The sequence below is a fragment of the Pseudomonas sp. KBS0710 genome, from assembly GCF_005938045.2.
Classification (GTDB): Bacteria; Pseudomonadota; Gammaproteobacteria; order Pseudomonadales; family Pseudomonadaceae; genus Aquipseudomonas.
Window position 1 is genome coordinate 1,889,925 of record NZ_VCCF02000001.1, and the last position, 11,870, is coordinate 1,901,794.

Consider the following 11,870-nt stretch of genomic DNA (forward strand, 5'->3'; position numbering starts at 1 on the left):
ATGGGATACAAGAAGATTCAGGTTCCGGCAGTCGGCGACAAAATCACCGTCAATGCAGACCATTCTCTCAATGTTCCTGACCAACCGATCATCCCTTATATAGAAGGCGACGGTATTGGCGTCGACATCAGCCCGGTGATGATCAAGGTGGTCGACGCAGCTGTTGAAAAGGCCTACGGCGGCAAGCGCAAAATCTCCTGGATGGAGGTGTATGCCGGCGAGAAGGCGACTCAAGTCTACGACCAGGACACCTGGCTGCCTCAGGAAACCCTGGATGCGGTCAAGGATTACGTGGTTTCCATCAAAGGCCCGCTGACCACGCCGGTGGGCGGCGGCATCCGTTCGCTGAACGTGGCCCTGCGTCAGCAGCTCGATTTGTATGTATGCCTGCGCCCGGTGCGCTGGTTTGAAGGTGTGCCCAGCCCGGTCAAGAAGCCTGGCGACGTGGACATGACCATCTTCCGTGAAAACTCTGAAGATATTTACGCCGGTATCGAGTGGAAAGCCGGTTCGCCGGAAGCGATCAAGGTGATCAAGTTCCTCAAGGAAGAAATGGGCGTTACCAAGATTCGTTTTGACCAGGACTGCGGGATTGGTATCAAGCCGGTTTCCAAGGAAGGCACCGAGCGCCTGGCGCGCAAAGCCCTGCAATATGTAGTGGATAATGACCGTGATTCGCTGACCATCGTGCACAAAGGCAACATCATGAAGTTCACCGAGGGTGCCTTCAAAGAGTGGGCCTACGGTATTGCCGAAAAAGAATTTGGCGCGACCCTGCTCGACGGCGGCCCGTGGATGCAGTTCAAAAACCCGAAAACCGGCAAGAATGTGGTGGTCAAGGACGCGATTGCCGACGCCATGCTCCAGCAGATTCTGTTGCGTCCGGCGGAATATGATGTGATTGCGACCCTCAATCTGAACGGTGACTACCTGTCTGACGCGCTGGCAGCGGAAGTAGGCGGCATTGGTATTGCGCCGGGTGCTAACTTGTCGGATACCGTGGCGATGTTCGAAGCCACCCACGGTACCGCGCCTAAATATGCAGGTAAGGATCAGGTCAACCCGGGTTCGTTGATCCTGTCGGCAGAGATGATGCTGCGGCACATGGGCTGGACTGAAGCGGCGGATCTGATCATCAAGGGCACCAATGGTGCGATTTCGGCGAAGACCGTGACCTATGACTTTGAGCGTTTGATGGACGGCGCGAAACTGGTGTCGTCGTCAGGGTTTGGCGACGCACTGATTTCGCATATGTAAGGTGACGCTATAAAAAAGCCGGCCATTCTAATGACTCAGAATGGCCGGCTTTTTTCGTGCGGTTTGCTTAAGGGTTGATCAGGCCGTTTGTTTGTCTTTTGGGTGGGGGGCTTGACCTGCCTTGAGTTTTGTTTCGTGCGCTTCGTCGTGGATTGATCCAGGTGCAGCTGCGCAGGCTGCACAAATTCCGACGGCGTGCAGGCCTTTCGGCCCTTGAATGATTTCAAACTCCACAGGCTGGCCTGCCTTCAAGGTTTTGTATCCTTCCATCTGGATTGCGGAAAAATGCGCAAAGAGATCCTCGGATTTGCCATCCTCAACGATGAACCCATACCCCTTGGCATTGTTAAACCATTTGACCTTGCCACTGATCTTGACGCCAGACATACCCATATCCCTCTGCACCAGACTCCATCACTGGAGTATCATCCAGTTTATCCGTCCTAACCCGAATAAATAAGGTTGACTGCGCGGACCTTTTTTACCCACTGTGGGTTCTATTGGTTGTAACACCGTTTCGCCGATAGTCAAGGCGACCAGCCGGTCAGTAGTTGAAAATCTGACAGGTCGCCCCCACCACTGTATTTGAACCACTGACGAACCTTTCTTTCCATGCATGCAAACAGCCAGATTCGACTAACATTCAATCAGGATCGCCCGGATCAGGAACACGATGACGACGGTTCTGCAGGCATTGCTGTCCAGGAGGCGAAGCCTGCTTTACAGGCGCCGCCGATGTACAAGGTGGTTTTGTTTAATGATGACTACACACCGATGGATTTCGTCGTCGAAGTGCTCGAGGTGTTTTTTAACCTGAACCGCGAGCTGGCGACCAAGGTAATGCTGGCCGTTCACACAGAAGGACGGGCAGTATGTGGAGTGTTTACCCGTGACATCGCCGAGACAAAGGCCATGCAGGTCAACCAGTACGCCAGGGAAAGCCAGCATCCGCTACTCTGTGAAATCGAGAAGGACGGTTAACGCCGACCACTTGGGTATGAGGTGAAGCTATGTTAAACCGCGAGCTCGAAGTCACCCTCAATCTTGCCTTCAAGGAGGCCCGTTCGAAGCGTCATGAATTCATGACCGTCGAGCACCTGCTGCTGGCACTTTTGGATAACGAAGCTGCCGCCACCGTTCTACGTGCGTGCGGCGCCAACCTCGACAAACTCAAGCATGACCTGCAGGAGTTTATCGACTCCACCACGCCATTGATCCCCGTGCATGACGAGGACCGTGAAACCCAGCCAACCCTGGGCTTTCAGCGGGTATTGCAGCGTGCTGTCTTCCACGTACAGAGCTCCGGTAAGCGTGAGGTCACGGGCGCCAATGTGCTTGTGGCGATTTTCAGCGAGCAGGAAAGCCAGGCAGTGTTCCTGCTCAAGCAGCAGAGCGTTGCCCGTATTGATGTCGTCAACTACATCGCCCACGGTATCTCCAAGGTGCCAGGGCACGGCGATCATTCCGAGGGTGAGCAGGATATGCAGGACGACGAGGGCGGTGAGTCTTCTTCTTCGGGCAATCCACTGGATGCCTATGCCAGCAACCTCAACGAACTGGCGCGCCAAGGGCGGATTGACCCGCTGGTGGGGCGTGAGCTTGAGGTTGAGCGTGTAGCGCAGATCCTCGCGCGTCGTCGCAAGAATAATCCGCTGCTGGTGGGCGAGGCGGGCGTGGGTAAAACCGCGATTGCCGAAGGCCTGGCCAAGCGCATCGTGGATAACCAGGTGCCGGATCTGCTGGCCAACAGCGTCGTCTACTCCCTTGACCTGGGCGCGTTGCTCGCCGGGACCAAGTACCGTGGCGATTTCGAGAAACGCTTCAAGGCGCTGCTCGGCGAACTGAAAAAACGCCCGCAGGCGATCCTGTTTATCGATGAGATCCACACCATCATTGGCGCCGGTGCGGCGTCCGGTGGGGTAATGGACGCCTCCAACCTGCTCAAGCCGCTGCTGTCGTCGGGTGATATCCGCTGCATCGGTTCGACCACGTTCCAGGAATTTCGCGGCATCTTCGAAAAAGACCGTGCCCTGGCGCGTCGCTTCCAGAAAGTCGACGTGTCCGAGCCTTCGGTTGAAGACACCATCGGCATCCTGCGCGGCCTCAAGGGGCGCTTCGAGGCGCACCACGGCATCGAATACACCGATGAAGCCCTGCGCGCCGCTGCTGAGCTGGCATCGCGCTACATCAATGACCGGCATATGCCGGACAAGGCCATCGACGTGATCGACGAGGCGGGTGCCTACCAGCGCCTGCAACCGGTCGAGAAGCGTGTGAAACGCATCGACGTGCCTCAAGTCGAGGACATCGTGGCGAAGATCGCGCGTATTCCGCCTAAGCACGTCAACAGTTCCGACAAGGAGCTGCTGCGTAACCTGGATCGCGACCTCAAGCTCACGGTGTTTGGCCAGGATGCCGCGATCGACGCGCTGTCCACCGCGATCAAGCTCTCGCGTGCGGGCCTCAAGTCGCCGGATAAACCGGTCGGCTCGTTCCTGTTCGCAGGCCCGACCGGCGTCGGCAAGACCGAAGCGGCGCGGCAATTGGCCAAGGCCATGGGCATTGAGCTGGTGCGTTTTGACATGTCCGAATACATGGAGCGCCACACCGTGTCGCGCCTGATCGGCGCGCCTCCGGGCTATGTCGGGTTCGACCAGGGCGGCCTGCTGACCGAAGCCATCACCAAGCAGCCGCACTGCGTGTTGTTGCTCGATGAAATCGAAAAGGCCCACCCGGAAGTCTTTAACCTGCTGCTGCAGGTCATGGACCACGGCACCCTGACCGATAACAACGGGCGCAAGGCGGACTTCCGCAACGTCATCGTGATCATGACCACCAACGCCGGTGCTGAAACCGCCGCGCGGGCCTCCATCGGCTTTACCCATCAGGACCACTCGTCTGATGCGATGGAAGTGATCAAGAAGAGCTTCACGCCGGAGTTCCGCAACCGTCTGGACACCATTATCCAGTTTGGTCGCCTCAGCCATGAGGTCATCAAAAGCGTGGTGGACAAGTTCCTTACCGAGCTTCAGGCGCAGTTGGAAGACAAGCGCGTGCAGCTGGAAGTAACGGACGCGGCGCGCAACTGGCTGGCCGAAGGCGGCTACGACTCGGCAATGGGCGCTCGCCCAATGGCGCGTCTGATCCAGGACAAGATCAAGCGGCCGCTGGCCGAAGAGATCCTGTTTGGCGAGCTTTCCGACCATGGTGGCGTGGTGCATATCGACCTGAAGGATGGCGAGCTGACCTTCGAGTTCGAAACCACGGCCGAAATGGCCTGATAGCTGATTGCAACACAGCAAAAAGGCGCCGAAAGGCGCCTTTTTTCTATCTCGAGAACACAATCGTCAAAACACTGGTGATCCCCTGTGGGAGCGGGCTTGCTCGCGAACGCGGTGGGTCAGTGACAGATGAATTGACTGATACAGCGCATTCGCGAGCAAGCCCGCTCCCACAAGTATTTGGGGTGTTGGATAAATCGCGCACACACAAAAACGCCCGGCATAACCGGGCGTTTTGTATTGACTTGCTTAACGAGCGCGGTAAGTGATGCGCCCTTTGCTCAAGTCATAGGGCGTCAGCTCGACGCGCACTTTGTCACCGGTAAGAATACGAATGTAGTTCTTGCGCATCTTGCCGGAGATATGCGCGGTTACGACGTGCCCATTTTCCAACTCCACACGAAACATGGTGTTGGGCAGGGTGTCGACGACAGTGCCTTCCATTTCGAAGCTGTCTTCTTTCGACATGCAGTAAAGCCCTCGGTATCCAGTGAATGGCCCGGTGCAACTGCGCCAGGCAAAAGCGGCGTGCATTGTGCCCGAAAAAGGGTGTTTAAGCCAAGGGGTTCTAGTTAAGCGTTACCCATCTTTGATTAATCAGTAGCTCAATGGGCCGATATTGGGTCTTGTAGTTCATCTTTTTGCAGTTCTTGATCCAGTATCCGAGGTACACCGCTTCCAGTTCCAGGCGCGCGGCTTCACCGATTTGCCACAAAATCGCAAAGCGCCCAAGGCTGCGGCGTTCTTCGGCCGGCTCGTAGAAGGTGTAGACCGCCGACAGGCCGTTGGGCAGCAGGTCGGTCACCGCCACCGCCAACAGGCGGCCGTCCAGGCGGAACTCATAGAAACGCGAGAAGGGCAGGTCGCGCACCAGGAAGGTCGAAAACTGATCGCGGCTGGGCGGGAACATATCGCCGTCCGCATGGCGTTGTTCGATATAGCGCTGGTAAAGATCGAAATACTCTTCGCTGTACTGCGGCTTGGTGGCCGTGACCGTCAGGTCGGCGTTACGTTTGAGGATGCGTTTCTGGTTGCGGTCCGGCAAAAACTGCGCAACCGGGATGCGCGCAGGCACGCACGCATTGCAATTCTGGCAATGGGGCCGGTACAGATGATCGCCGCTGCGCCGAAAACCCATCTCTGAGAGGTCGGCATACACATGCACGTCCATCGGCTGGCTGGGGTCGAGGAACAGTGTGGTGGCCTGCTCGTCGGGCAGATAGCTGCAAGAGTGGGCTTGAGTGGCATAAAACTTCAAGCGCGCCAGCTCGGTCATGATCAACCCTCGGGATAAGCTTTGAAATAAGTGTAAGCCAGGTACGAGGAAGTCGCCTAGGAAACCCACGGGCCAGAGCTGGGTTGGTCTAAATGGTTACGCAGGAAGCCGGCAAATTCACTGCGTGGTATGGCGCGGGCGCCGAGGCTGTGCAGGTGGTCATTGGGCATCTGGCAGTCGATCAGGACAAAACCCCAGGCCAGCAACTGGCGGGTCAGCGTGGCAAAGCCGAACTTGGAGGCATTGTCGGCGCGACTGAACATCGATTCGCCAAAAAACAACTGGCCCATTGCCAGGCCATACAGGCCGCCGACCAACTTGCCGTCATCCCACACTTCGACGGAGTGCGCGTAGCCGCGCTGGTGCAGCTCCAGGTAGGCGCTTTGGATACCTTCGGTGATCCAGGTGCCATCTGCATAAGCGCGCGGCGCAGCGCATGCCTGGATGACGGCGGCGAAGTCCTGGTCAAAGGTCACGCTATAACGCTGCTGGCGCAACAGTTTGCCCAGGCTGCGTGACACGTGCAGCTCGTCGGGGAATATCACTGTGCGCGGGTCTGGCGACCACCAGAGGATCGGCTGGCCATCGGAGAACCACGGGAAGCAGCCATGGCGGTAGGCCTGGATCAGTCGTTCGGCCGACAGGTCGCCACCGGCGGCCAGCAGGCCATTGGGTTCGCGCATGGCTTTGGCCAGCGGCGGGAAAGTCAGGGAATCGCGTTGCAACCAGGTCAGCATGGCATCCAGGCTTACGGTAGGGGAGGGGAGTGGCAGGTATGACGCCTGCCACATGTGGGGGTGATTATTGTCGACAAGGCGCTGTGGGGCCAGCCCGAATCGGGCATCGGCGTGCAATAGCGTTAACGGGTGTTTCTGCAACTCTGCCCCGCAGGCGCGGTCGTAATCGGGTCTGGGCGATGCAGGCCAATTGCCAAGCTTGTCTACTTTGATAAAAACAGCGCATAAGCCTTTGTCAGCAAAGACAATGCATGCTCAAATTGAACCGGCTGTGACACAGCCTCTGTCCAGGCCTCCGGGTGAGGGCAAGTACGTGGCATCGCCGACGCAAACCCGTACAATGCGGGCATTGTGGCGTTATCGCCCTTTCACCTGTTCATCACCCAATGTTAAAAGTAGTTTCAGCGACATTCGTTCATTTTTCAGCTGCTCGGATTGAGCAGTGTGCAGTCATTCAACAGATGGACGCGCTAAAGGCGCAGGAATAGACCCGTTTTGAAGAAATCCGCCGCAACACCTAAAGCAGCAGTCGTGCCGGCCTGGCGTCAGCACCTGCATTACCGACTCAAGGAAGGCGCGCTGATCGCTATCGGCGCCCTGTGCCTGTTCCTGATGATGGCCTTGCTCACCTATGGCAAGGACGATCCGGGCTGGAGCCACAACAGCAAGATCGAAGACGTGCAGAACTTCGGCGGCCCCGCCGGTTCCTACAGCGCCGATATCCTGTTTATGGTGCTGGGTTACTTTGCGTATATCTTCCCGCTGTTGCTGGCGATCAAGACCTGGCAGATCTTCCGCCAGCGTCACGAACCGTGGCAGTGGAGCGGCTGGTTGTTCTCCTGGCGCCTGATCGGCCTGGTGTTTCTGGTGTTGTCCGGCGCGGCGCTGGCGCATATCCATTTTCATGCACCTACCGGCCTGCCGGCGGGCGCGGGCGGGGCGTTGGGCGAAAGCCTCGGCGACCTGGCGCGCAAGACTCTGAACATCCAGGGCAGCACCTTGATGTTTATCGCGCTGTTCCTGTTCGGCCTCACCGTGTTCACCGACCTGTCGTGGTTCAAGGTGATGGACGTGACCGGCAAGATCACCCTCGACCTGCTCGAATTGTTCCAGGGCGCCGCCAACCGTTGGTGGTCGGCCCGTGTTGATCGCAAACGCATGGTCGCGCAACTGCGTGAGGTAGACACTCGCGTGAACGAAGTGGTGGCCCCGAGTACGCCGGACCGCCGTGAGCAGGCCAAGGTCAAGGAACGCTTGATCGAGCGCGAGCAGGCCCTGAGCAAGCACATGTCGGACCGCGAGAAGCAGGTGCCGCCGGTGATTGCCCCGGCACCGCCCAAGGCGCCGGAGCCGAGCCATCGTGTGCAGAAAGAGAAGCAGGCGCCGTTGTTTGTCGACAGCGCCGTCGAAGGCACTCTGCCGCCGATCTCGATTCTCGACCCGGCCGAAAAGAAACAACTCAATTATTCCCCGGAGTCCCTGGCGGCGGTTGGGCATCTGCTGGAAATCAAGCTCAAGGAATTCGGCGTCGAAGTCTCGGTAGATTCTATCCACCCAGGCCCGGTGATTACCCGTTACGAAATCCAGCCTGCCGCCGGCGTCAAGGTCAGCCGTATCTCCAACCTGGCCAAAGACTTGGCCCGTTCCCTGGCCGTAACCAGTGTGCGTGTGGTGGAAGTGATCCCGGGCAAGACCACCGTCGGCATCGAGATTCCCAACGAAGACCGCCAGATCGTGCGCTTCTCCGAAGTGCTGTCGACGCCGGAATACGACAACTTCAAATCGCCGGTCACCCTGGCCCTCGGCCATGACATCGGTGGCAAGCCGGTGATCACCGACCTGGCGAAAATGCCACACCTGCTGGTGGCCGGTACCACCGGTTCCGGTAAGTCGGTGGGCGTGAACGCGATGATCCTGTCGATCCTGTTCAAGTCCGGCCCGGATGACGCCAAGCTGATCATGATCGACCCGAAGATGCTCGAATTGTCGATCTACGAAGGCATCCCGCACCTGCTGTGCCCGGTGGTGACCGACATGAAGGACGCCGCCAACGCCCTGCGCTGGAGCGTCGCCGAGATGGAGCGCCGCTACAAGCTGATGGCGAAGATGGGCGTGCGAAACCTGTCGGGCTTCAATGCCAAGGTCAAGGAAGCCCAGGACGCCGGCACACCGCTGACCGACCCACTGTACAAGCGCGAAAGCATCCACGACGAAGCGCCGCTGCTGACCAAGCTGCCGACCATCGTGGTGGTGGTCGACGAGTTTGCCGACATGATGATGATCGTCGGCAAGAAGGTTGAAGAACTGATCGCGCGTATCGCCCAAAAGGCCCGTGCGGCCGGTATTCACTTGATCCTCGCGACCCAGCGGCCGTCGGTGGATGTGATCACCGGCTTGATCAAGGCCAACATTCCAACGCGGATGGCGTTCCAGGTTTCCAGCAAGATCGACTCGCGTACCATCATCGACCAGGGCGGCGCCGAGCAATTGCTCGGCCACGGTGACATGCTGTACATGCCGCCCGGTACCAGCCTGCCGATTCGGGTACACGGCGCGTTTGTGTCCGATGACGAAGTGCATCGCGTGGTCGAAGCCTGGAAACTGCGTGGCGCGCCGGAATACAACGACGACATCCTCGCGGGCGTGGAAGAGGCCGGCAGCGGCTTCGACGGCGGCAGTGGTGGTGGCGACGATGATGCTGAAACCGACGCCCTGTACGACGAAGCCGTGGCCTTTGTACTCGAAAGCCGCCGCGCCTCGATCTCTGCGGTGCAGCGCAAGCTGAAAATTGGCTACAACCGCGCCGCGCGCATGATCGAGTCGATGGAAAATGCGGGCGTCGTCACCCCAATGAACACCAACGGTTCGCGCGAAGTCATCGCCCCCGGGCAGATGCGCGACTGACCCCGTGCCGCGTGGCAGCACGCGGCTCGCCCTGACTACTCAATGAGGATTCCCATGCGCTTTATCCGCATGCTGTTGTTGCCGGCACTGGCCTTGACTGCCGTTTCGGCCCACGCTGATCCGGCCTCCGTGGCCAGCCTGACCAACCTGTTGGACAAATCCAAGACCCTGACCGCGCGCTTCTCACAGTTGACCCTGGATGCCGGCGGCACGCAGTTGCAGCAGACCGAAGGCGAAATGGCCGTGCAGCGTCCTGGGCTGTTCTACTGGCACACCGAAGGCAAGGCCGAGCAGACCATCGTTTCCGATGGTCAGAAGGTCACCCTGTGGGATCCGGACCTGGAACAGGCCACCATCAAGAAGCTCGACCCGCGCTTGAACCAGACGCCGGCGCTGCTGCTGTCGGGCGATGTGTCGAAGATCAACGACAGCTTCGATATCACCTCCAAGCAAACCAGCAACGTGATCGAGTTCACCCTCAAGCCCAAATCCAAGGACACCCTGTTTGACAGCCTGAACCTGTCGTTCGGCAATGGCGTGATCAACAACATGCGCCTGATCGACAGTGTCGGCCAACGCACCGATATCCTGTTCTCCGGCGTCAAGGCTAACCAGCCAGTAGACCCATCCAAGTTCAAGTTCGTCATCCCCAAGGGTGCCGACGTGATCCAGGAATAAGAACCAGGAATAACCTGTCTAGAGGTTTCAAACGCTGCCCATGGATTTGTTTCGAAGTGACCCGATTGCTCAGCCGCTGGCGGCGCGTTTGCGCTCGACCAACCTGGATGAGTACGTCGGGCAGGAACACCTGCTCGCTCGCGGCAAGCCTCTGCGCGAAGCCCTGGAGCAGGGTGCGCTGCACTCGATGATTTTCTGGGGGCCGCCGGGCGTGGGTAAAACCACCCTGGCGCGGCTGCTGGCGAAAGTCTCGGACGCACACTTCGAAACAGTCTCGGCGGTGCTGGCCGGAGTCAAAGAAATTCGCCAGGCGGTAGAAGTCGCCAAGCAGCAAGCCGGGCAATACGGCAAGCGCACCATCCTGTTCGTCGACGAAGTGCATCGCTTCAACAAGTCGCAGCAGGACGCGTTTTTGCCGTACGTCGAAGATGGCACGCTGATTTTCATTGGCGCGACCACCGAAAACCCTTCGTTCGAACTCAACAACGCCTTGCTCTCGCGAGCGCGTGTCTATGTGCTCAAGAGCCTGGACGAAGCAGCGATGCAAAAGCTGCTGCATCGGGCTTTGAGCGAAGACAAGGGCTTGGGCAAGCGCCAGCTGAGTGTCAGCGATGAAGGTTTCAAGATTCTGCTGGCCGCCGCCGATGGCGATGGCCGGCGCTTTCTGAACCTGCTGGAGAACGCCTCAGACTTGGCCGAAGACGGCCACGAGATTGGCGTCGACCTGCTGCAAAGCCTGCTCGGCGACACGCGCCGTCGTTTCGACAAGGGCGGCGAAGCCTTCTACGACCAGATCTCGGCACTGCACAAATCCGTGCGCGGCTCCAACCCCGACGGCGCGTTGTACTGGTTTGCGCGCATGATCGACGGCGGCTGCGACCCGCTGTACCTGGCGCGCCGCGTGGTGCGCATGGCCAGCGAAGACATCGGCAACGCCGACCCGCGCGCCCTGAGCCTGTGCCTGGCGGCCTGGGATGTGCAGGAGCGCCTGGGCAGCCCGGAAGGCGAGTTGGCCGTGGCCCAGGCCATCACTTACCTGGCCTGCGCGCCAAAAAGCAACGCGGTGTACATGGGCTTCAAATCCGCCCTGCGCGCCGCTGCCGAATACGGCTCCCTCGAAGTGCCGATGCACCTGCGCAACGCGCCCACCAAGCTGATGAAACAGTTGGGTTATGGCGACGAATACCGCTACGCCCACGATGAGCCGGACGCCTACGCGGCCGGCGAAGACTACTTCCCCGATGAGCTTGAGCCCTTGCCGCTTTATCAGCCGGTGCCCCGTGGCCTGGAGCTGAAAATAGGTGAAAAGCTCAATCACCTGGCCCAACTCGACCGCCTCAGCCCAAAACAGCGGAGAAAATAGTGCTCAAGACCATTCTTGCCGTGTCCGCCGCGGGCATCGCTGGTACATTATTGCGTTTCGCCACGGGCACTTGGGTCAGCGCTAACTGGCCAAAGCACTTTTACGCGGCGACCCTGGCGGTCAATCTGGTGGGTTGCCTGATAATCGGCCTGTTGTACGGCTGGTTCCTGTTGCGCCCCGAAGTGCCGATTGAGGTTCGCGCCGGCTTGATTGTCGGCTTTGTAGGCGGTCTTACGACCTTTTCATCCTTTTCACTGGATACGGTGCGCCTGCTGGAAAGCGGGCAAGCGTTGGTAGCCTTCGGTTACCTGGGCATCAGCGTGTTCGGCGGGCTGCTCGCCACCTGGGCTGGCCTGTCCTTGACCAAACTTTGA

Annotated in this window: 11 protein-coding genes; 7 read left to right on the forward strand and 4 right to left on the reverse strand. The window is 59.0% G+C overall.

Translation table 11 applies throughout. The features are described from left to right. Window positions 1–1,257: an NADP-dependent isocitrate dehydrogenase gene (gene icd / locus FFI16_RS08860; RefSeq protein WP_056861702.1), complete on the forward strand. Its 1,257-nt coding sequence runs from the start codon at window positions 1–3 to the stop codon at window positions 1,255–1,257. Between the two features lie 78 nt (window positions 1,258–1,335). Here icd and cspD read toward each other — a convergent pair whose 3' ends face one another. Continuing rightward, window positions 1,336–1,644, reverse strand: coding sequence for a cold shock domain-containing protein CspD (gene cspD, locus FFI16_RS08865; RefSeq protein ID WP_138814950.1), 309 nt, complete (start codon window positions 1,642–1,644; stop codon window positions 1,336–1,338). 225 nt (window positions 1,645–1,869) lie between these two features. Between cspD and clpS the strand changes: the two genes are divergently transcribed. Next, on the forward strand, window positions 1,870–2,238 hold the full coding sequence (clpS, locus tag FFI16_RS08870) for an ATP-dependent Clp protease adapter ClpS (RefSeq protein ID WP_005789091.1): 369 nt from the start codon (window positions 1,870–1,872) through the stop codon (window positions 2,236–2,238). A gap of 29 nt (window positions 2,239–2,267) precedes the next feature. Beyond that, window positions 2,268–4,538, forward strand: a complete 2,271-nt coding sequence (clpA, locus tag FFI16_RS08875) for an ATP-dependent Clp protease ATP-binding subunit ClpA (protein WP_138814951.1) — start codon at window positions 2,268–2,270, stop codon at window positions 4,536–4,538. Window positions 4,539–4,787: 249 nt separating this feature from the next. Here clpA and infA read toward each other — a convergent pair whose 3' ends face one another. From infA to aat, 3 genes are all read right to left on the reverse strand, one after another. Further along, window positions 4,788–5,006, reverse strand: a complete 219-nt coding sequence (infA, locus tag FFI16_RS08880; protein WP_002553999.1) for a translation initiation factor IF-1 — start codon at window positions 5,004–5,006, stop codon at window positions 4,788–4,790. 100 nt (window positions 5,007–5,106) lie between these two features. Beyond that, entirely contained in the window at window positions 5,107–5,814 is a 708-nt protein-coding gene (locus FFI16_RS08885) for an arginyltransferase (RefSeq protein WP_017137504.1), read from the reverse strand. A 56-nt stretch (window positions 5,815–5,870) separates the two neighbouring features. After that, complete coding sequence (gene aat / locus FFI16_RS08890) at window positions 5,871–6,551, reverse strand: leucyl/phenylalanyl-tRNA--protein transferase (protein WP_138814952.1); 681 nt, start codon at window positions 6,549–6,551, stop codon at window positions 5,871–5,873. Window positions 6,552–7,046: 495 nt separating this feature from the next. Between aat and FFI16_RS08895 the strand changes: the two genes are divergently transcribed. The 4 genes from FFI16_RS08895 to crcB are packed head-to-tail and all read left to right on the forward strand — an operon-like array spanning window position 7,047 to window position 11,870. After that, window positions 7,047–9,455 (forward strand): DNA translocase FtsK, encoded by a 2,409-nt coding sequence (locus tag FFI16_RS08895; protein ID WP_138814953.1) that lies wholly within the window; start codon window positions 7,047–7,049, stop codon window positions 9,453–9,455. A gap of 54 nt (window positions 9,456–9,509) precedes the next feature. Beyond that, window positions 9,510–10,133, forward strand: coding sequence for an outer membrane lipoprotein chaperone LolA (gene lolA / locus FFI16_RS08900; RefSeq protein WP_138814954.1), 624 nt, complete (start codon window positions 9,510–9,512; stop codon window positions 10,131–10,133). A 40-nt stretch (window positions 10,134–10,173) separates the two neighbouring features. Next, window positions 10,174–11,496: a replication-associated recombination protein A gene (locus tag FFI16_RS08905; RefSeq protein ID WP_138814955.1), complete on the forward strand. Its 1,323-nt coding sequence runs from the start codon at window positions 10,174–10,176 to the stop codon at window positions 11,494–11,496. Continuing rightward, window positions 11,496–11,870, forward strand: coding sequence for a fluoride efflux transporter CrcB (crcB, locus tag FFI16_RS08910; protein ID WP_017137499.1), 375 nt, complete (start codon window positions 11,496–11,498; stop codon window positions 11,868–11,870). The genes FFI16_RS08905 and crcB overlap by 1 nt, the downstream gene beginning before the upstream one ends.

Coding starts and splice junctions, on each gene's coding strand:
- cspD (WP_138814950.1), bottom strand. CDS start 1,644: ATGTCTGGCGTCAAGATCAGTGGCAAGGTCAAATGGTTTAACAATGCC.
- infA (WP_002553999.1), bottom strand. CDS start 5,006: ATGTCGAAAGAAGACAGCTTCGAAATGGAAGGCACTGTCGTCGACACC.
- aat (WP_138814952.1), bottom strand. CDS start 6,551: ATGCTGACCTGGTTGCAACGCGATTCCCTGACTTTCCCGCCGCTGGCC.
- clpA (WP_138814951.1), top strand. CDS start 2,268: ATGTTAAACCGCGAGCTCGAAGTCACCCTCAATCTTGCCTTCAAGGAG.
- clpS (WP_005789091.1), top strand. CDS start 1,870: ATGCATGCAAACAGCCAGATTCGACTAACATTCAATCAGGATCGCCCG.
- icd (WP_056861702.1), top strand. CDS start 1: ATGGGATACAAGAAGATTCAGGTTCCGGCAGTCGGCGACAAAATCACC.
- FFI16_RS08885 (WP_017137504.1), bottom strand. CDS start 5,814: ATGACCGAGCTGGCGCGCTTGAAGTTTTATGCCACTCAAGCCCACTCT.
- FFI16_RS08905 (WP_138814955.1), top strand. CDS start 10,174: ATGGATTTGTTTCGAAGTGACCCGATTGCTCAGCCGCTGGCGGCGCGT.
- lolA (WP_138814954.1), top strand. CDS start 9,510: ATGCGCTTTATCCGCATGCTGTTGTTGCCGGCACTGGCCTTGACTGCC.